General features: G+C 61.0%; 17 protein-coding genes and 2 riboswitches. Of the genes, 10 read left to right on the top strand and 7 right to left on the bottom strand.

The window, feature by feature from the left end; all coding sequences use genetic code 11:
- The first annotated feature begins 146 nt into the window (after nucleotides 1-146).
- The 7 genes from J2X43_RS03180 to nrdF all read left to right on the top strand — a co-directional run bounded on the left by J2X43_RS03180 (nucleotide 147) and on the right by nrdF (nucleotide 9,662).
- Nucleotides 147-1,562, top strand: coding sequence for an ATP-binding protein (locus J2X43_RS03180; RefSeq protein ID WP_310290819.1), 1,416 nt, complete (start codon nucleotides 147-149; stop codon nucleotides 1,560-1,562).
- A 156-nt stretch (nucleotides 1,563-1,718) separates the two neighbouring features.
- The gene (locus J2X43_RS03185; RefSeq protein WP_112388642.1) at nucleotides 1,719-2,393 is read left to right on the top strand and encodes a response regulator transcription factor; all 675 of its coding nucleotides are present in this window, start codon (nucleotides 1,719-1,721) and stop codon (nucleotides 2,391-2,393) included.
- A gap of 75 nt (nucleotides 2,394-2,468) precedes the next feature.
- Nucleotides 2,469-2,665, top strand: a riboswitch (cobalamin riboswitch).
- A gap of 101 nt (nucleotides 2,666-2,766) precedes the next feature.
- The gene (metE, locus tag J2X43_RS03190) at nucleotides 2,767-5,094 is read left to right on the top strand and encodes a 5-methyltetrahydropteroyltriglutamate--homocysteine S-methyltransferase (RefSeq protein WP_112388641.1); all 2,328 of its coding nucleotides are present in this window, start codon (nucleotides 2,767-2,769) and stop codon (nucleotides 5,092-5,094) included.
- A gap of 150 nt (nucleotides 5,095-5,244) precedes the next feature.
- Nucleotides 5,245-5,469, top strand: a riboswitch (cobalamin riboswitch).
- A 251-nt stretch (nucleotides 5,470-5,720) separates the two neighbouring features.
- On the top strand, nucleotides 5,721-5,942 hold the full coding sequence (gene nrdH, locus J2X43_RS03195) for a glutaredoxin-like protein NrdH (RefSeq protein WP_310290822.1): 222 nt from the start codon (nucleotides 5,721-5,723) through the stop codon (nucleotides 5,940-5,942).
- 12 nt (nucleotides 5,943-5,954) lie between these two features.
- Complete coding sequence (gene nrdI, locus J2X43_RS03200) at nucleotides 5,955-6,365, top strand: class Ib ribonucleoside-diphosphate reductase assembly flavoprotein NrdI (RefSeq protein WP_112388639.1); 411 nt, start codon at nucleotides 5,955-5,957, stop codon at nucleotides 6,363-6,365.
- Nucleotides 6,335-8,494: a class 1b ribonucleoside-diphosphate reductase subunit alpha gene (gene nrdE, locus J2X43_RS03205; protein ID WP_112388638.1), complete on the top strand. Its 2,160-nt coding sequence runs from the start codon at nucleotides 6,335-6,337 to the stop codon at nucleotides 8,492-8,494. Before nrdI ends, nrdE begins: the two co-directional genes overlap by 31 nt.
- A 193-nt stretch (nucleotides 8,495-8,687) precedes the next feature.
- The gene (gene nrdF, locus J2X43_RS03210; RefSeq protein ID WP_112388637.1) at nucleotides 8,688-9,662 is read left to right on the top strand and encodes a class 1b ribonucleoside-diphosphate reductase subunit beta; all 975 of its coding nucleotides are present in this window, start codon (nucleotides 8,688-8,690) and stop codon (nucleotides 9,660-9,662) included.
- 6 nt (nucleotides 9,663-9,668) lie between these two features.
- Here the strand turns inward: nrdF and J2X43_RS03215 are convergent, their stop codons facing one another.
- The 7 genes from J2X43_RS03215 to J2X43_RS03245 all read right to left on the bottom strand — a co-directional run bounded on the left by J2X43_RS03215 (nucleotide 9,669) and on the right by J2X43_RS03245 (nucleotide 16,767).
- Nucleotides 9,669-10,556: an HlyD family secretion protein gene (locus J2X43_RS03215; protein WP_112388636.1), complete on the bottom strand. Its 888-nt coding sequence runs from the start codon at nucleotides 10,554-10,556 to the stop codon at nucleotides 9,669-9,671.
- Nucleotides 10,553-10,762: a DUF1656 domain-containing protein gene (locus J2X43_RS03220; protein ID WP_112388635.1), complete on the bottom strand. Its 210-nt coding sequence runs from the start codon at nucleotides 10,760-10,762 to the stop codon at nucleotides 10,553-10,555. The genes J2X43_RS03215 and J2X43_RS03220 overlap by 4 nt, the downstream gene beginning before the upstream one ends.
- Nucleotides 10,763-10,768: 6 nt before the next feature.
- A complete protein-coding gene (locus J2X43_RS03225; protein ID WP_405049565.1) occupies nucleotides 10,769-12,778 on the bottom strand; it encodes an FUSC family protein in 2,010 nt (669 codons plus the stop codon).
- A gap of 50 nt (nucleotides 12,779-12,828) precedes the next feature.
- On the bottom strand, nucleotides 12,829-13,305 hold the full coding sequence (locus tag J2X43_RS03230) for a MarR family transcriptional regulator (RefSeq protein ID WP_112388633.1): 477 nt from the start codon (nucleotides 13,303-13,305) through the stop codon (nucleotides 12,829-12,831).
- A 94-nt stretch (nucleotides 13,306-13,399) separates the two neighbouring features.
- Nucleotides 13,400-15,019 (bottom strand): GMC family oxidoreductase, encoded by a 1,620-nt coding sequence (locus J2X43_RS03235; protein ID WP_112388632.1) that lies wholly within the window; start codon nucleotides 15,017-15,019, stop codon nucleotides 13,400-13,402.
- Nucleotides 15,020-15,053: 34 nt separating this feature from the next.
- Nucleotides 15,054-15,821 carry an SDR family NAD(P)-dependent oxidoreductase gene (locus J2X43_RS03240; RefSeq protein ID WP_112388631.1) on the bottom strand — a complete coding sequence of 256 codons (768 nt, stop codon included), beginning with the start codon at nucleotides 15,819-15,821 and terminating at the stop codon, nucleotides 15,054-15,056.
- 40 nt (nucleotides 15,822-15,861) lie between these two features.
- Nucleotides 15,862-16,767: a helix-turn-helix domain-containing protein gene (locus J2X43_RS03245; RefSeq protein ID WP_112388630.1), complete on the bottom strand. Its 906-nt coding sequence runs from the start codon at nucleotides 16,765-16,767 to the stop codon at nucleotides 15,862-15,864.
- Between the two features lie 86 nt (nucleotides 16,768-16,853).
- Here J2X43_RS03245 and J2X43_RS03250 point away from each other — a divergent pair, with 86 nt between their 5' ends.
- The 3 genes from J2X43_RS03250 to J2X43_RS03260 all read left to right on the top strand — a co-directional run bounded on the left by J2X43_RS03250 (nucleotide 16,854) and on the right by J2X43_RS03260 (nucleotide 19,899).
- Nucleotides 16,854-18,128: an ABC transporter substrate-binding protein gene (locus J2X43_RS03250; protein ID WP_112388629.1), complete on the top strand. Its 1,275-nt coding sequence runs from the start codon at nucleotides 16,854-16,856 to the stop codon at nucleotides 18,126-18,128.
- 77 nt (nucleotides 18,129-18,205) lie between these two features.
- Entirely contained in the window at nucleotides 18,206-19,066 is an 861-nt protein-coding gene (locus J2X43_RS03255) for a carbohydrate ABC transporter permease (protein ID WP_112388628.1), read from the top strand.
- Nucleotides 19,063-19,899 carry a carbohydrate ABC transporter permease gene (locus J2X43_RS03260; RefSeq protein ID WP_112388627.1) on the top strand — a complete coding sequence of 279 codons (837 nt, stop codon included), beginning with the start codon at nucleotides 19,063-19,065 and terminating at the stop codon, nucleotides 19,897-19,899. Before J2X43_RS03255 ends, J2X43_RS03260 begins: the two co-directional genes overlap by 4 nt.
- Nucleotides 19,900-19,906 lie beyond the last annotated feature (7 nt).

The following is a 19,906-nucleotide window of genomic DNA, read 5'->3' on the forward strand; positions in this document are numbered from 1 at the left end:
CTGATAGAATTCATACGGGCCTATAGTACAAAAATGGTCTTTTATTTCCTTGGGTAATATTGCAAGGATGATAGCGCTATCGGCCTTGGGGGGACGTTTTGCCGGACGAATACTTAGGCGCCAGAAATGCTGGCGTAGATGAAAGCGTGGAAGCGCCGCGACTGTTTAACCGTATCCTTCGATGGGGCGCCGAGCGGACCCTTTCCACGCAGTTCCTGATCGCCAGCAGCTTGGTTATTCTGATCGCCACGGTTTCTGCGGGCTATCTTACGACGCGGCTGGTTGCCGACAAAGCGCTCAGCGGAAAGGCCGGCACGACGGCCTTGCTGGTTCAGAGCCTGACTGAGGCTGAGGTGCAGGAACTGGGCGCCTCGACGCGCCTTAAGGCCGCCAGCATCGCTCATCTCGACGCGCTTTTCGGCGATGCGGATCTCCAGGCGCGTTTCCCGCATATCGAGATATGGGCGCCCGACGGGACTGTTGCCTATTCCCGGACCAAGCAGATGATCGGCCACCGCTTCAGTTTCCCCGAGGGCCTACAGCGCGCCTTGAAAGGCGAAATTGTTGCCGTCTATGCGGATCTTCATGCCGACGAGCATACGTTCCGCAACATCAATACCGAATATCTCGAAATCTACAGCCCGCTGCATGACCAGGCTTCGGGGCGGATCATCGGTGTGGCCGAGATCCATGAGGATCCGAGCGGTTTTGTCGATGAGCTCGCGCGGCTGAGGGTGGTCACCTGGACGACGGTGGCGCTGTTCTCCTTCGTCGTCATGCTCGGGCTGTTCCTGATCGTCAGGCGCGGCAGCCGGACGATCGAGCATCAGCGGCAGGTTCTGAGCCACCGCGCCGAGGAGGCAGAGTCCGCCTCGAAGGAATTGATGGAGCTGAGGGACACGGCGCGCCGGGCCTCCATGGAATTCGCCAACCTCAACGAGACCTTCATCCGCCGCATCGGCGCCGACCTGCATGACGGCCCGGTACAGCTGATGACACTGGCGATCCTGCAGCTCGACGAGCTGCGCGACCTGACCAAGAAGGATGAGCGCGCAAGGCTCCTCGACGAGACCAGCAAGACACTGGGTGAAGCGCTGATCGAGGCTCGGACGGTCACCAAATCGCTGCTCTTGCCGGAGATACTGCATCTCTGGGCAAAGGACGTGGTGGCCGAAGCGATCAGGCAGCATGAGGCGCGGACCAAGACCAAGGTCGCGTTTGTCTCCAGCGGCACCAATGCCGACCTGCCGCCGGCGCTGAAGACCTGCATCTACCGCTTCGTTCAGGAAGGGCTCAACAATGCCTACCGCCACGCTGGTGGCAACGGCCAGCGTGTCCGATGTCGGATCGACATGCCCGTCATCGCGATTTCGGTCGAGGATGACGGTTTGCCTTCCGGGACCGTGCCGTTTGCGGCGCGCGAGGGCGGAATGGGGCTCTATGGCCTCCGGCAGAGGATCGAGAGCTTCGGCGGCAAGCTTGCTGTCACCAAGCGGCCGGGGGGCGGCATGATCCTGGAGATGGTGCTGGAGCTGCAGCAGGCCGACGCAACTGGCCTATAAGGTGACGGACTATCCGAATTGATAACTGGCTGAAAGCATAGAGATCGAATAGACAGAAATCCGATGAAGTTAACCAAGCATTAAAATCCGTCTTTATGTTTGGCTCTGTTTACTTTAGAGCTATCGGAAAGAAGACGAGGGGGTTTATTCGTCATTATGTCTATCTCGGTCGCATTCGTTGATGATCATCCAATATTGTTGGATGGACTCGTTAATCTTTACTCGGCGAAGGAAGGTCTTCGGGTGACTGCCCGCGGGCAGAACGCCATCGACGCGCTGAAGATCGTCGAGGAGCACCGGCCCGACGTTCTTGTCACCGATCTCAGCATGCCGGGCGATACGCTGGCAGCACTCGAGCTGATCCAGAAGAATTACGAAGGCACCAAGGTCGTGGTCTTCACCGCCACCGCCAATATCGACACGGCGATTCAGGTCCTCAATCTCGGCGTCTGCGGCTATGTGCTGAAGGGTAGCACGGCGCGCGATCTGTATGAGGCGATCAAGACCGTGCATGACGGCAGCACCTTCATCACGCCGGGTTTCGCCACCAAGGTGATCCTGTCGATGAAGACGGCCGAGGTGCGCCGCAAGGCGCAGATGCAGAAGCGCCTGAGCGCCCGCGAGCAGCAGATCGTCAACTACCTGTTGCAGGGCAAGACCAACCGCGAAATCGCCAGCATGCTCGATATCAGCGAGAAGACCGTCAAGCACTACATGACGATCCTGATGCAGAAGCTCGATGCCCGCAATCGCGTCGAAGTGGTGCTTGCTGCCCAGAAGCTGCAGGCTCCCGTGGAGACCGGCGCGCCGTCCTCGATGCTGTTGTCGTAGTCGGCGAGTACAGCTAGCCAAGAAACAAAGACATAAACATATCTTTATGTCTATTGACGTGAGATCCGCGATGCGACATGCTCGTGTCATCGTGGTTCTGCGGACCTTTGGTCCGGAGCTAAGAGGGAATCCGGTGAAAATGCCGGAGCTGCCCCCGCAACTGTAAGCGGCGAGCGGCCGTCCACTCATGTCACTGGGGAAGACGCCCCGGGAAGACGGACGGCAGCGTTGACCCGCAAGCCAGGAGACCTGCCGCGATCGATAACGTCCACGGGCGGGGTGTCCGGTGTGCCGCTTTTGCGACCGGCACGCCTGTGTCCGCGCGCCGATGCGTCATCCCAAGCCTTGCCCACAACCCTCGGGGTAAGGAAACATGAGCATCAAGACTGCAAATCTCGGATTCCCGCGTATCGGAAAGCACCGCGAACTGAAGTTCGCGCTGGAAAGCTATTGGGCCGGAAAGTTTGATAGGGCAGCACTTCTCGACGTCGCCAAGGCATTGCGGGCCGAACATTGGGCCCTGCAGAAGGCCAAGGGAATCGATATCATTCCGTCCAACGACTTCTCCCTCTACGACCATGTGCTCGACACGGCGGTGATGGTCGGCGCCGTACCGGCCGAATATGGCTGGAAGGGCGGTCCCGTCGATCTCGACATCTATTTCGCCATGGCGCGCGGCTCAGTGGGCGCTGAGCACGGCGATTGCGGCCATGCGCATCATCATGAGGGCGTTCCGGCGCTCGAAATGACCAAGTGGTTCGATACCAACTACCACTACATGGTGCCGGAATTCACCCGCGACCAGCGCTTCGCGCTGACCGAAAACAAACCGCTGCAGATGTTCCGGGAGGCAAAGGCGCTCGGCATCCACACGCGCCCGGTCATTCTCGGCCCGGTGACGTTCCTGAAGCTCGGCAAGGCGACGCAGCCAGGCTTCGATCCGATCGAACTGCTCGACCGGTTGCTGCCTGTCTATGCGGGCATCCTCGCGGAGCTCAGCACTGCGGGCGCCGATTGGGTGCAGATCGACGAGCCAGCCCTGGTGCTCGATCTCGCAGACGCTGAGCGGTACGCGCTGACCACGGCCTACAGCGCGCTTCACCAGCTGGTTCCGAACCTGAAGATCATGATCGCCAGCTATTTCGGGGCATTGGGCGACAATCTCAAGACAGCAGCGGCGCTGCCGGTTGCCGGTCTGCACGTCGATCTGGTGCGCGCGCCCGAGCAGCTTGATGCGGTCGTATCGGCGGTGCCTGATGACCGGGTATTATCTCTCGGCGTCATCGATGGCCGCAACATCTGGCGCGCTGATCTTGAGAAACTGCTGGATCGGGTCGAGGCGCTTTCCAAAACGCGTCCAATCGAAATCGCGCCATCTTGCTCGCTTCTGCATGTGCCGATCGATCTTGCTCTCGAAACCGCTGTTGATGCCGAGGTCAGGGGATGGCTGGCTTTTGCCACGCAGAAGCTGGATGAGCTGGCGGTCCTCGGCCAGGCACTTTCGCAGGGGCGCGATTGCGTGACGGATGCCATCGGCAGCTCTTCGAGGGCCGCGGCCGCCCGCGCGGCATCGCCGAAGGTCAATGATCCCGCGGTCAGGCAGCGGATTGCAGCGATCGACGAGACCATGAAGCGCCGCAAGGCCGGCTTCGCCGAGCGCAAGGCGATCCAGCAGACGGATATCCGCTTGCCGCTGTTCCCAACGACGACGATCGGGTCCTTCCCGCAGACGTCTGAAGTCCGCAAGGCGCGTTCGGCACATGCGAAGGGAACGCTCAGCAATGCGGACTATGAGGCTTTCCTGCGCAAAGAGACCGAAGCAGCCATCCGCTGGCAGGAGGAAATCGGCCTTGATGTGCTCGTCCATGGCGAGTTCGAGCGCAACGACATGGTGCAGTATTTTGGCGAGCAGCTGTCGGGCTTTGCCTTCACGCAGCATGCGTGGGTACAGAGCTATGGCTCGCGCTATGTCCGTCCGCCGATCATCTTCGGCGATATCGCGCGGCCGAAGCCGATGACGACTGGCTGGTGGCAATATGCCCAGTCTCTGACGGACCGGCCGGTCAAGGGTATGCTGACTGGACCGGTGACGATCCTCAATTGGTCCTTCGTGCGCGACGATATCGCCCGAAGCGAATCATGCCGGCAGATCGCGCTGGCGATTCGCGACGAGGTCGGTGATCTCGAAAAGGCGGGTGCCAGGATGATCCAGATCGACGAGGCAGCACTTCGGGAAGGCTTGCCGCTGCGGCGCTCGCAGTGGAAGACCTATCTCGACTGGGCCGTCGAAAGCTTCCGCCTGTGCTCGACCGGTGTCGGCAACGCGACACAGATCCACACGCATATGTGCTATTCGGAGTTTAACGACATCATCGATGCGATCGCCGCCATGGATGCGGACGTGATCTCGATCGAGACATCGCGTTCGAAGATGGAGCTGCTGGAGGCATTCCGCAGCTTCGACTATCCGAACGAGATCGGCCCGGGTGTCTACGACATCCACTCGCCGCGCGTTCCCGATATTGCCGATATGACCGGTCTGCTTCTTTTGGCGCGCGAGCGGCTTGGCGATTCGCAGCTCTGGATCAATCCGGATTGCGGCTTGAAGACCCGCAAATGGGAGGAAGTGAAGCCGGCGCTAGTCAATATGGTGGCGGCGGCGCGGTCTTTGCGCGAACGCGTTGCCACGGCAACGGCCTGATCGTCATCGTATTCGAGGAGCCGGCTTTTGCCGGCTTCTCTTTTCCACAGCCAATCCGCATTAATCTTCCGTTATCCACATCACATTCATTTTTTCGGCTTGCGGCACCCGAAACATGAACCATCCATTGACGTACAAATAGACTCGCGTACTATATCTAGTGTTCGAGGTTCCCTCGATTCGCAAGAATCGCGGGCTAAGACGGGAATTCGGTGAGATCTGCCGCAAGGTGGAGCAATGCCGGAGCTGCCCCCGCAACTGTAAGCGGCGAGCATCTGTCCCATTTCGGGTCACTGGGTCATGAAGACCTGGGAAGACCGGGATGAATGTGATGATCCGCAAGCCAGGAGACCTGCCTTGAGCGAAAACGTCCACGGGCGGGGTGTCCGGCTGGCGAGCGATGAGATGTGGGCATGATGCCGCTCTTCGCTTCCTCCGGTGTGTCCCGCATGAGCCACTTCGGGGTGAAGTCTTATGTCTTTGAGTTTCAGATCATACCGGCGCGAATGACGGGCTGCTGACGCCCGGCAACCGGCAACGGCTGTCTTCCTTTTCGATCTTCCCAAGCGCGGACATCGGCGGATGTCCGAACGATATCCCATGCCTTCTAGTCACGAGGTTTTCCCATGAGCATCACCGTCTACAGCAAGCCCGCCTGCGTTCAATGCACCGCAACCACCCGCGCGCTCGATCGCCAGGGCATCGACTACACGATCATCGACGTTTCCACCGATAGCGCCGCTTATGATCTGGTGCAGGGTCTCGGCTACCGCCAGGTTCCCGTCGTCATCGCCGGCGAGCAGCATTGGGCTGGCTTCCGCCCCGACATCATCAGCGCGCTCGCCTGAGCGGCGGCTGCGATGGGCGAGATCGTCTATTTTTCCAGCCGGTCGGAAAACACCCATCGCTTCGTCGAAAAGCTTGGCCTTCCCGCCCGGCGCATCCCCATCACTGGCGCGACGCTCGAAGCTGTCTCGCCCTACGTGTTGATCCTCCCGACTTATAGCGGCGAGGGCGGCAAGGGAGCCGTGCCCAAGCAGGTGATCCGTTTCCTGAACGATGCGGCAAACCGTTCGAACCTCCGCGGCGTGATTGCCGCGGGCAACAGCAACTTCGGCGAGACCTTCGGGCTCGCCGGCGACATCATCGCGAAGAAATGCCAGGTGCCGTACCTCTACAGGTTCGAACTCTTGGGTACGGCTGATGATGTTGCCAACGTCAAACACGGATTGGAACGATTTTGGACACGGCAGTTCTCGAGCGCCCTGTAAAGGCGCAGGCCGCGGAAACAGGGCTGGATTACCACGCGCTGAACGCGATGCTGAACCTCTATGACGAGGACGGCAAGATCCAGCTGGACAAGGACCGGCAGGCGGCGAAGCAGTATTTCCTGCAGCACGTCAACCAGAACACCGTGTTCTTCCATAATCTCCGGGAGAAGCTCGATTACCTCGTGACTGAGGGCTATTACGAGCAGGAGGTGCTGGATCAGTATTCGTTCAATTTCGTGCGCGATCTCTTCGATCACGCCTATGACAAGAAATTCCGGTTCCCGACCTTCCTCGGCGCCTTCAAATACTACACCAGCTACACGCTGAAGACCTTTGACGGAAAGCGCTATCTGGAGCGCTACGAAGACCGCATCTGCATGGTGGCACTTGCCTTGGCGCAGGGCAACGAGGCCTTAGCGCGCGACATGGTCGATGAGATCATCTCCGGCCGCTTCCAGCCGGCGACGCCGACCTTCCTCAATGCCGGCAAGAAGCAGCGCGGCGAGCTGGTCTCCTGCTTCCTGATGCGCGTTGAAGACAATATGGAATCGATCGGCCGCTCGATCAATTCGGCGCTGCAGTTGTCAAAGCGGGGCGGTGGCGTGGCACTGTCGCTGACCAACATTCGCGAAATGGGCGCGCCGATCAAGCATATCGAGAACCAGTCGTCGGGCATCATCCCGGTGATGAAGCTGCTCGAGGATGCCTTCTCCTATGCCAACCAGCTCGGCGCGCGCCAGGGGGCCGGTGCCGTCTATCTCAACGCTCACCACCCCGACATCATGCGCTTCCTCGATACCAAACGCGAAAATGCCGATGAGAAGATCCGCATCAAGACGCTGTCGCTGGGTGTCGTCATTCCTGACATCACCTTCGAGCTCGCCAAGAACAACGAGGACATGTACCTGTTCTCGCCCTATGACGTGGAACGCGTCTACGGCGTGCCGTTCACCGAGATCTCGGTGACCGAAAAATACCGCGAGATGGTGGCCGACAGCCGCATCAAGAAGAAGAAGATCAAGGCCCGCGATTTCTTCCAGATCGTCGCCGAGATCCAGTTCGAAAGCGGCTATCCCTACATCATGTTCGAGGACACGGTGAATAAGGCGAACCCGATCGCCGGACGCATCACCATGAGCAATCTGTGCTCCGAGATCCTGCAGGTCAGCGAAGCCAGCGAGTATAACGACGACCTGTCCTACAAGGTGATGGGCAAGGACATTTCCTGCAATCTCGGCTCGCTGAATATCGCTGCCGCCATGGACTCATCCGATTTCGGCAAGACGATCGAAACATCGATCCGGGCGCTGACGGCAGTTTCCGACATGAGCCACATCTCTTCGGTCCCTTCGATCGAGAAGGGCAACGACGAGAGCCACGCGATCGGCCTCGGTCAGATGAACCTGCACGGCTATCTGGCCCGCGAGCGGATCCAGTACGGCTCCGAAGAGGGCGTCGATTTCACCAACATCTACTTCTACACGGTGACCTATCACGCCATCCGCGCCTCGAACCGTCTCGCCGTCGAGCGCGGTCAGAGCTTCAAGGGCTTCGAGAATTCGAAATACGCCTCGGGCGAATATTTCGACAAGTATACCGAAACCGAGTGGAAACCGGCTACGCAGACGGTTGCCGACCTGTTCAGCAATGCCGGTATCGAAATTCCCACCCAGGAAGATTGGCTGGCACTGAAGAAGGCCGTCATGGAGGGCGGGCTCTATAACCAGAACCTGCAGGCGGTGCCGCCGACGGGGTCGATCTCCTACATCAATCACTCGACGTCATCGATCCATCCGATCGTCTCCAAGATCGAGATCCGCAAGGAAGGCAAGATCGGCCGCGTCTACTATCCCGCCGCCTTCATGACCAACGACAATCTCGACTATTACCAGGACGCCTATGAGATCGGGCCGGAGAAGATCATCGACACCTATGCGGCTGCTACCCAGCATGTCGATCAGGGCCTGTCGCTGACACTGTTCTTCCGCGACACGGCGACGACGCGCGATATCAACAAGGCGCAGATCTATGCCTGGAAGAAGGGCATCAAGACCATCTACTACATCCGCCTGCGCCAGATGGCGCTGGAGGGTACGCAGGTGGAGGGATGTGTGTCGTGTACGCTGTGAGTTTTAGCTGCTGACGTTTGAGTAAGCGGCCCCCTCACCCTAGCCCTCTCCCCGAGGGGAGAGGGGATGTAGAGCGATACGCCGCCGCGGTTTCCCTTCTCCCCTCGGGGAGAAGGTGCCGGCAGGTCAGGCGCAACTCGTTGCACCGGGGATGAGGGGGCTACCAGATGAATTCGGTCCAAAGGACACACCCATGAACATGCACGCCAAGCCCGTATCCCGCGTCCGCGCCATCAACTGGAACCGCATCGAGGACGACAAGGACCTCGAAGTCTGGAACCGCCTGACCGGCAATTTCTGGCTGCCGGAAAAGGTGCCGCTGTCGAACGACATTCCCTCCTGGGCGACGCTGAAACCGGAAGAGCAGCAACTGACGATCCGGGTCTTTACCGGGCTGACGCTGCTCGACACGATCCAGAACGGCGTCGGCTCGGTGACGCTGATGGCCGATGCTTCGACCCAGCATGAAGAGGCGGTGCTTTCCAACATCTCCTTCATGGAAGCTGTGCACGCGCGCTCCTACTCGTCGATCTTCTCGACGCTGTGCTCGACACCTGACGTTGACGACGCCTATCGCTGGTCCGACGAGAACGAGTTTCTGCAAAGGAAGTCGGCGCTGATCATGGAGCAATATGCTTCCGGCGATCCCCTGAAGAAGAAGGTTGCCAGCGTCTTCCTCGAGAGCTTCCTGTTCTATTCCGGCTTCTATCTGCCGATGTACTGGTCGAGCCGCGCAAAGCTCACCAACACCGCCGACATGATCCGCCTGATCATTCGCGACGAGGCGGTGCATGGCTATTACATCGGCTACAAGTTCCAGCGCGCCGTAGAGCGCCTGCCGGAGGCCCGCCGTCAGGAGATCAAGGATTTCGCCTTCGATCTGCTGCTGGAGCTCTACGACAACGAAGCCAAGTACACCGAGGCGCTTTATGACGGTGTCGGGCTCACCGAAGACGTCAAGAAGTTCCTGCACTACAACGCCAACAAGGCGCTGATGAACCTCGGTTACGAGGCACTGTTCCCGCCGGAGGCCTGCAAGGTCAATCCGGCAATCCTCTCGGCGCTCTCGCCGAATGCCGACGAGAACCACGACTTCTTCTCTGGCTCCGGCTCGTCTTACGTCATCGGTAAGGCCGTGGCGACGGAAGACGAGGACTGGAACTTCTAGGCAACGTCAGTCGAGCGAGGCGAGGGCGGAGCTTTGGCCTCCGACTTCGACCGTCGCCGTTAGACCGGCAATCAGTTGTACTCCGTCAGGCACTTTGTCGAGATTGATGCGGACGGGAACGCGCTGCGCCAGCCGTACCCAGCTGAAGGTTGGGTTGATATTGGCCAGCAGCCCGGTTCCCGACGTGCGTTCGCGGTCCTCGATGCCGGTGGCGATGCTGTCGACATGGCCTTCCAGTGTCTGGCGATGGCCCATTAGATGGATCGTGACGCTGTCGCCGACATGGATGCGCGGCAGCTTGGTTTCTTCGAAATAGCCTTCGACGCGCAGGGAGTCGGTATCGACGAGCGCGACCTTGGCGGTGCCGGCGGTGACATAGTCGCCTGGGCGCAGGCTGAGGTTCGAAACCGTGCCGTTGACCGTTGCCTTGACGGCTGAGCGGTCAAGATTGAGCTGCGCCAGATCGCGGTTGGCGACGGCCTGCAGATAGGTGGCTTCGGCCTGGTCGGCGGCGGTGCGCGCCTGTTCCTTCTGCTGCACGGAGGCGGCGTCGCCGAGGCGCTGCTGGCGGTCGGTTTCGCGGCGGGCCTGTTCCAGCATCGCCTTTGCACCTTCCAGCGCGGCTTCGGTCTGCGCCAGAGCAATCTTGAAGCGCTCGCCATCGACGCGGAACAGCACATCACCCTTCTTGACCGATTGGTTGTCCTTGACGGCGACGTCGCTGACGAGGCCGGAAACGTCCGGTGCGATGCCGACGACGTCGGCGCGCAGACGCGCGTCGCGCGTCCAGGGTTCGTCCATGTAATGCACCCAGAGGCCGTGGCCGGCATAGGCAGCGGCGGCAACGAAGGCGAGGGTGACGATCAGGCGGGAGATTGATTTCAGCGTGTTCATGCGAAGTACCAGCGTGTCAGGGAGGAGACTGCTCCGAGAAGCAGCACATAGAGGGAGAGATCGAAGAGGCCGCGGTGCCAGACGAGCGAATAGGCGCCCAGCCAGCTCAGCCCGCGGCGGACGATCATCACGAGAAGAAGGGAAAGCACCATGAGAACGAGAAGGCGCGGCACATAGACGCCATAGAGATCGAATTCGGCAGGCATGACGGTTTACTCGGCTGCAATCTGAAGCGGGGTTGAGAGGGTTTCGGGCGTGGGCCAGTCCGGCGGCGACGCCTCAGGGAAGAGCGCCCTGCGCAGGCCGACCAGCGCATCGATATTGTCCCGGGTTTCCGTCCGTTCATGGGCAATGGTTCCGAGGCTGTCATCGATCGCGGCACGCAGTTCGTCGGGCGGATCGATTGCCTGGCCGGCATCGAGCCGGGCACGGTAGAAATCGGAGACGCCCGACAGCACGCGGCCGACGGAAAGGGCGCTTGCGCCACTGAGCTCCTTGCGCCGGGTCTGCAGCATCAGCACGTTGAAGCCGAGGCGGACGTCGGCAAAGCCATCGACCTTTTTTAGTTCGCGATCCTCGACGGCGGCGAGGCGCGGCACCAGCTGGCCGAGGCGATCGAGGATGCGGCCGGAGAGCCGCTCGTGGTCAGTGCGGCGTTCACCGGCTGCGGTCTCGGCCAGATCCCTCCAGCCGGCACGCACCAGCCGCCAGGCAGCGAGTTCGGCGCCGAAAGGGCGGGCGATCAGCGTCCACACGAGGGCAAAGCCGATTCCGGCAAGGGCCGCGACCGCCTCATTGGTGAAGGTGGTGAAGTCGGATGTGTAGCGATCCTGGAGAGCGATGAAGCTCGCGCTGTTCACCGATAGCAGCATCGCCAGCATGTTGAACTGCGGGCGGGTGATCAGCAGTCCGAGCAGCAGGAATGGCGGTGCGAAGACAACCACCAGCAGCTCATAGGAATTGACCGCCGGCAGGATCGCGAAGATGTAGATGAACGAAATGACGAGGCTCAGAGCCGACCAGATGAACATCGACCGGATGAAGGGCGCGGGCCGGTCCATCGCGGCGAAGAACGAGCAGGCGACGGCGGCCATCGTCACGAAGCCTGCACCATTCTGCCAGCCGGTGAAGATCCAGAAGAAGCAAGCGACAGCGATCCCGGCAACGACGGAACCGGCAGCGAAGGCAATCAGCGCATAGTCATAATGCCTGACGCGGCCGACCACTTGGCGGTGGCGGAAAACCGGATGCCACGGACCGGCATGGCGGCCGCTGGCGATCTCATCGCGCAGGGTCAGGCAATCGTGCCAGAGGTCGACGATCTCGCCGAGGCGGGCAAGCGCGCTGCGATAAAGCAGGGCGTTCCAGCCGGTTTCGTGGCTCTCCGAGGTCTGGACGTCATCGATGCGGCGGCGCAGGTTTGCGCCCGTGCCGTCCGGCTTGCCTTTGCCCCCCTGCTGCAACCAAGCGGCGGCATCGTTGAGCAGCGTGGAAAGCGCCGGCGGCAGCTCCTGTCCGGACGATTTCAGCGCGTGAAGACGGTCGGCAAGCGAAGAAAACAGCGGCAGCAGCATCAGCAGGCGGCCGCGCAATTCGCGTGAATGACGGACGATATCGCGGCCATTCGCATCATGGCCGAGCTGGCTGATGACGAGGTCGAGGCCTGTGACATCGGAGGCGAGCTTCTGGCGCTTCAGCGGCGTGGCGGGCGAGGCGCCTTCGCCGCGCAGGATCTCGTCGGCCCAGCTTCCGGCATCATCGAGCCAGGTGGTGATGCGCTGGCCGAGCAGCGAACTGACGCTGGCGGGGAAGATGACGGCGCTGACGATGCTGGCGCAGACGATGCCGATGATGATTTCTTCCGAACGGGCAAGTGCGGTATCGAAGACTGTCTCGGGCGAGCCGACAGAGGGCAGGGCGATCATCGGCAGCGAATAGCCGGCGAGCATGAAGACATAGCTTCGGGCACTGCGATCGAGCATCGAGATGAAGAGCAGCGTGCCGGTCCAGAGGGCGACGACCAGCGACAGAAATTCCGGAGCGTTGACGAACAGGGGAACGAAAAACACGGCTGCCGAAGCGCCGAGCAGTGTGCCGAGCGCGCGGTAGAGGCCCTTGGAGCTCGTGGCACCGGCCAGCGGATTGGCGACCACATAGACAGCCGCCATCGCCCAGTAGGGACGGGGCAGGTCGAGCGACAGCGCCACGAACAGCGCCAGCATCGATGCAAGGAAGGCCTTGCCCGAGAATAACCAGTCACGCCATCCCAATGTCACGACGCCGCCTCGATTTCCTTTTCGAGGGCGCCGGTCTGCGTCACGTCGATATTGTCGAAGGCCTGCAGCACGCGCACGGCAGCTTCAAGGTCGGCCTTGCTGACATCCTGGAGAATGCGCTCGCGAAGCTCGTCGAGCACCGCTTCCATGCGCGCCGCAAGGGCACTGCCCTCATCGGTCAGATAAAGACCCTTGGCGCGGCGATCGGCAGGATCGTCCTTGCGGACGACAAGGCCAAGTGTTTCGAGCTGATCGAGCAGCCGCACCAGCGACGGCCCCTCGATGCCGACATGGCCGGCCAGCACCACCTGGCGGACACCGCCGCCGAGGCGGCCGATCCAGAGAAGCGGGGCGGCGCAGGCCTCGGAGATTCCGTGGCTGCTGAGCGCCAAATCGACGGCGCGGCGCCACTGGCGGCCGGTCGAAAGCAGGTTGGCGGTAAAGACCCGCTGAAGGCTGTTGTAGGTATCCATGCGCCGGATATAGCATCGAATTAGATAGGATTCAAATTATTCGCTATCTATTTTATTGGCTGCGGCAATCTGGCCATGCTGGTCGGCCTTCAGCTCAGGCGTGGCTAACGGCGATCATCTCGGCAGCCTTCGAGCCGATCGCCATCGCCGGAGCGTTGGTGTTGCCCGAAGGAATGAAGGGAATGATCGAGCAATCGATGACCCGAAGGCCTTCGATGCCCCGCACACGAAGGTCGCTGCCGACGACCGCCATGGGGTCGCTGTCCGGCCCCATGCGCAGGCTACCGGAGGGATGGTAGTTGGTCTTGACCGTCTGCCCGGCAAATTTCGTCAGGGCCTCTTCATCCTGGATGGCGCGGCCGGGAAGGATCTCCATGTCGATCTTGGACAGGAAAGGCTCGGTTTCCAGCAACCGGCGCGCTGTCTTCAGCGATGCCAGTGTCAGCCTCAGATCATCGGGATCGCCGAAGAAGTTGCAATCGATCAGCGGCTGGTCGGCAGGATTGGCGGAGCGCAGCCGGACGCTGCCACGCGCCTTCGGCCTGAGAAGGCATGAGGTGAAGGTCACGCCCCAGGTGGGTTTGGCCGAGGAGACGTCGCGGTCGAGATAGACGATCGGAGCACAATAGAGCTGGATCGTCGGCCGCTCGCCACCATCCGGATCATAGAACAGGCAGGATTCGATCCCCGTTGTCGTCACCGGCCCGGAATCGAAGAACAGATATTGCAGGCCGTTGCGGATCATCGGCCAGCCCTTGTCCTCGCCGAAATATCCGGATTTGCCCCTGGTCGTCGCGATCACCGGGACTTCGTGATGATCCTGAAGATTGGCGCCGACGCCTGGAATGTCGGCTGCAACGGCAATCCCGTGCTGGCGAAGGTGATCGGCCGGACCGAGGCCCGACAGCATCATCAGCTTGGCACTGTTATAGGTACCGGCCGCAACCAGCACCTCCCGGCCTGCCATCGCCGTCTGCGTCTCGCCACCCCTGGTGTAGACGATGCCGCGGGCGCGGCCGTTTTCGATGAGGATGCGGTCGACCCGCGCGCCGGTGATGATCTGCAGCCGCTCGTCCTTTGCCAGGGGATCGAGGAATGCCTTCTTGGCGTCGGAGCGCTCGGTACGCCGGCCCCATTTGGCGAATGTGTGCTGCATGATGCCGACGCCGTTCTGGCGCTCGCCATTGAAATCCGGATTGTAGGAATGGCCGAGCCCCTGGGCGGCCCGGATGAAATCCTCGGTCGTATCCGAAATATGCTTCGGCTCGGAAACGCGAAGCTCACCCGATATGCCGTGATAGGCGTTGTTGAAGCGGCTATTGGCCTCGATGCCGGTAAAGTGTGGCAGCATGTCTGCGTAGGACCACTCGCTGCCATTGCCGAGATAGCGCGCCCAGCCGTCATAGTCTTCCTTCTGGCCCCGCATGTAGACCATCGCATTGACCGCGCTGCCGCCACCGAGTGCCTTGGCGACAGGCACGATCGGCCCGCGGCCGCCAAGCTGCGGCTGGGGAACGGTATGATGCATTTCAAGAAAATCGTCGCGGGCGAGGTATTTCATGTAGCCCGCCGGAAAGGACATCAGCTTCGCCGTCTGGCTTGGGCCACGCTCGACGATCAGGACCGAAAAGCCGAAATCGCGCACCAGCCGCACGGCCGCCACCGATGCCGCCGATCCGCCGCCGGCGATGATGAAATCGAATTCGCGCGCCATCTGTCCTCCCGGTGGGCCTGCCCGTCTTGTCTCTTCAGATCGCGGTGAAGCCGTTGTCGACGAAGAGGTGGACGCCGTTGACGAAATTGGAGTCGTCGCTGGCCAGATAGAGTGCAGCACGCGCCACGTCTTCGGGCTCACCGATGCGCCCCTGCTGGGCGGCGATTGCCTCGTCCGACACATCGACGCCGAGCGCCTGCAGTTCCTTGACCTCGCGCAACCCATGCGGCGTGCGGATGAAGCCCGGGCAGACGGCATTGCAGCGGATGTTGCGGTCGCGGAACTCGACGGCAATGGCCCGGGCAAACATGTGCACGGCGCCCTTGGTCGTGTCGTAGAGTACTTCCATCGGCGTTGCCGCGACGGCGGAGATCGACGAGGTGCAGACGATCGAGCCGCCGCCTGCTGCGATCATCTTCGGCAGGACCGCCTTGGTCATCAGGAACATCGAGCGCACGTTGACGCCGTGCAGCCACTCCCATTCCTCGAGCGTGGTTTCGAGGAACGGCTTGATGACGATCGTTCCGGCATGATTGAAGAGGACGGTGACGGCGCCGAACTTGTCTTCCACACCTCTGACGGCATCGTTGACGGCCGTCTCATTGGAGACGTCGGCCACCCAGTAGTCGGCGACACCGCCGGCGTCGCGGATCGCCTTTGCGGTTTCTGCGGCTGCCTCCTCGTTCCGGTCGATGATCGCCACCTTGGCGCCCTCGGCGGCAAAGAGTTTCGAGGCTGCTCCGCCCATGCCTGTCGCCCCGCCGGAAATGATCGCAATCTTGCCTGCCAGTCTTCCAGCCATGGTGAGGTCTCCTCGATGGGGTGTGAATAACGGTTGGGGATCAGTTTGCCGTGGAAATTCCCGATGAGCGCAGGTCACGGCGGAAATCGGATGGCGACATGCCGGCGATGTGACGGAAGGATTTGTTAAAGGCGCTGATCGAGCCAAAGCCGCTATCCATGGCCACCTGCAGCACGTTCGCCTCCTCGCTCATCAGCATCGCCTGGGCGCGCGAGAGCCGCAGCAGGTTGACGTATTTGCTGAGCGTCATGCCGGTCGACTTCTTGAAGAGGTTCATCGCATATTTCGGATGGAGATCGGCGGCGCGGGCGATGTCGATCGTGTCGATGTCTTCCATGAAATTGGCGGCGATGAAATCGCACATGCGCGCCACGTTGCGCGACGACTGGGCGTAGGGCGGATCGTTTTCGGCCAGCTGCGTGCTGAGCCCGATCATCGAATAGGGTTCCAGCAGGATGCGCTCGATGCGCAGCAGCAGTTCGTCCACCGCATGCTGCGACTTTGCCGCATCGCCTGATGTCGCATAGCGGTGCCAGCGCGCGAAATTCTCGCTGTCGGCGGCGTCTGTCGCCGAGGTCAGCATGGTGGCGCCGCGCATCAGCTGGCTGGAAATGGTGACCGGCAGGCGCATGCGGAAGAAATAGACGAGCGGCAGGTGGGCGCCCGCATAAATCGAATCATCGGACGATTCGTCCATCTGATGCGGCTGGCCGCCCCAGAACAGGCACATCTCGCCGGCGTTGAGCGAAAATTCGTGGTCGTTCATGCGATAATGCACGCTGCCATGCATCACGAAATTGACCTCGACCTGCGCGTGCCAGTGCGGCATGGCCATGACGGGCGGATGGGCGTGGAACATTTGAAGCGCGGTGGGCAGCCCCTCGATGCTGCTCGCACCGGGCTGATAGATGGCTCTTTGCGCAACCTTACTTTCCGCCAAATCCATATTCCCTTTTTAGGAGACAGCCGGTGCCTTCCGGTTAGTGTAGGCACGTTCGCTAAGGGACGGCAATTGAAAAGGGAGGATTTTCAATGCGCTTCAATCTTATCGGTGCGACGGCTGCTGTCGCGCTGCTTGCTTCCGGCTCCGCATATGCAGAGCAGGGCACGCTCACCATCTGGAGCTGGAACGTCGCCGCATCGGCGCTGAAATCCACTGTGGAAGGCTTCAACAAGAAATACCCTGACGTCAAAGTCGATGTGCAGGATCTCGGCAACCAGCAGGTCTTCGACAAGATGCTGGCAGCCTGCGCCGCCGGAGGAGACGGCCTGCCTGACATCGTCACGGTCGAGAATTTCGAAGCGGAAATCTTCTGGAACCGCTTCCCCGACTGCTTCACCAACCTGAAGGACCTCGGCTACAACGCCGACATCCAAGCCAAATTCCCCGACTTCAAGCGTACCGAACTCGAAGTGGGCGATGTGGCCTATGCCATGCCGTGGGACTCCGGCCCGGTTGCGGTGTTCTACCGCCGCGACTTCTATGAAAAGGCTGGCGTCGATCCGACGACGATCAAGACATGGGACGATTTCATCGCCGCCGGCAAGAAGATCTCGGCCGCCAATCCTGGCGTCGTCATGGCGCAGGCCGACTTCAACGGCGACAGCGAATGGTTCCGGATGATTTCCAACGAGCAGGGCTGCGGCTACTTCTCCGAGGATGGTCAATCGATCACCATCAACAAGCCTGCCTGCGTCGCGACTTTGGACAAGGTCAAGCAGATGAAGGATGCCGGCACGCTGACGGCCGCCATCTGGGACGAAAAGATCCAGGCGAATACCGCTGGCAAGGTGGCCAGCCAGATGTATGGCGGCTGGTATGAAGGCACGATCCGCTCCGGCTCGCCCGATCTGTCCGGCAAGTGGGGCGTCTACATGATGCCGAGCCTGACGGCGGACGGCCCGCATGCGGCCAATCTCGGCGGTTCGTCGCTCGCGATCGCCGCCAATTCCGAAAACAAGGAAGCGGCCTGGAACTACATCAACTACTCGCTTGGCACCAATGAGGGCCAGGTGACGATGCTGAAGTCCTTCGGCCTCGTACCGTCGCTTCTCTCGGCCGTGCAGGATCCGTTCGTCAACGAACCGCAGCCCTATTGGGGCGGTCAGAAGGTCTGGGCCGATATTCTCTCGACCCTGCCGAAGATCGTGCCGAGCCGCGGCACGCAGTACCAGACGGATGCGGATGCCATCTACAAGGCAGCGCAGACCAAATACTTCGCCGGTGGTTTCCCGGATGCCAAGGCGGCGCTTGACGACGCTGCCAAGCAGATCGCCACCGCGACGGGTCTTCCGATCGCAGAATAAGTGACGAAGCCGGGCGCTTTGCGGCGCCCGGTTCTCCATCCCCCGGGATGGCTCGTTGCGTCTGTGAGGAGGAAAACATGCCGATCCGCAACCGGAGCGCTTATGCGTTCCTCGCGCCCTATCTCATCGTCTTCGCCACCTTCTGGGTGTGGCCGATCATCAGTTCGTTTCTGATCTCGTTTCAGAACACGCGCGTCAATCCGTGGAAATTCAGCCTCTCGGCCAATTGGGGGCGCCTGTTCGGCGACCCGGCTTTCTACAACGCGCTCTACAACACGCTGATCATCCTGGTCATCCAGGTGCCGGTGATGATCGCGATCGCCACCGTCATGGCGGTGCTCCTGAATTCGCCGCTCCTGAAGCTGCGGCCGCTCTTCCGTTTTGCTTTCTTTGCGCCCGTCGTCGTCGGCGAAGTCGCCTATGCGGCGGTCTTCCGGCTGATGTTCAGCATCGATTTCGGCATCGTCAACAAGCTGATCACCTCGGTCGGCCTGCCGGCGGTCTCCTGGTTCGACAATGCCAATGCCGCGATGGCGCTCGTCATCATCGCCGTGACCTGGCGCTGGGCAGGCTATAACGCCATCATCATTCTCGCCGGGCTACAATCGATCCCTGAGGATGTCTACGAGGCTGCGACGCTCGACCGGGTCAGCAAGACGCAGCAGTTCTTCCACATCACACTGCCGCTCTTGAAGCCGATCATTCTGTTCTGCGTCGTTCTCTCGGTCATCGGCACGATGCAGCTCTTCACCGAACCGTTCTTGATCACCAATCGCGGCGGTCCGGGTGGCGGCACCGAGACACTCGGCCTGCTGCTCTACCGCCAGGGATTCCTGTCGCTGAATTTCGGTTATGCGTCAGCCGTGGCTTACACAATAGCGGCACTGGCGGTTGCGATCTCGTTGCTCAACCTGTGGGTCGGGAGGGAAGCGAAATGAAATCCAAGTCGCAATCGCTGCTGTTGAGGCGGATCGCGCTGCATGCGGTGCTGACACCGCTGGCGATCATCTGGCTGTTCCCGCTGTGGATGATGTTCATCTTCTCGACCATGCCCGACTACGGCATCTTCAGCCCCGAGATCGTGCTGCTTCCGTCGACGAACTTCATTGCCAACTTCCAGGATCTGGAAGCGCAGACCGGCTTCACCCGGGCGATGTTCACCTCGATCTCGGTGGCTATCATCTACACCATTCTGTCGGTGCTGCTGACCTCGATGGCGGGCTGGGCGCTGGCGCGCTACCGCTTCGCCGGGCGTTCCGTCGTCGTCGCCATCATTCTCGGCACCATCACGCTGCCCTTCGCGGTCGTGGTCATTCCGCAGTTCATCATGGTGGCGCGAGAGTTCAAGCTGGCGAATACCTGGGTGGCGCTGATCGTTCCGCCGCTCTTTAACTCGCTCGGCGTGCTCTTCATGCGCCAGTCTTTCTCGATGATGCCGAACGAGCTTTTCGATGCGGCACGCGTCGAAGGCGTCAAGGAATGGCAGATCTTCCTGCGCATTGCCCTGCCGCTGGCGCGGCCGACCATGGCGGCGCTGTCGATCATCCTCTTCCTGGTCTCGTGGAACAATTATCTCTGGCCGCTGCTGATCAACTCCAGGCCGGCGATGATGACCGCACCCGTGGCGCTCGGCACGCTGATCGGCCTGACCAAGGTCTCCTGGGGCGGCATCATGGCGGGGGCAACGATGCTCACCGCGCCGATCCTCGTCATCTTCGTGCTCCTGCAGCGCCACTTCATCGCTGGCATTGCTGCCGGCGCAATCAAATAATCGGGGA

Source organism: Rhizobium sp. BE258 (assembly GCF_031457345.1).
Taxonomy (GTDB): Bacteria; Pseudomonadota; Alphaproteobacteria; order Rhizobiales; family Rhizobiaceae; genus Rhizobium.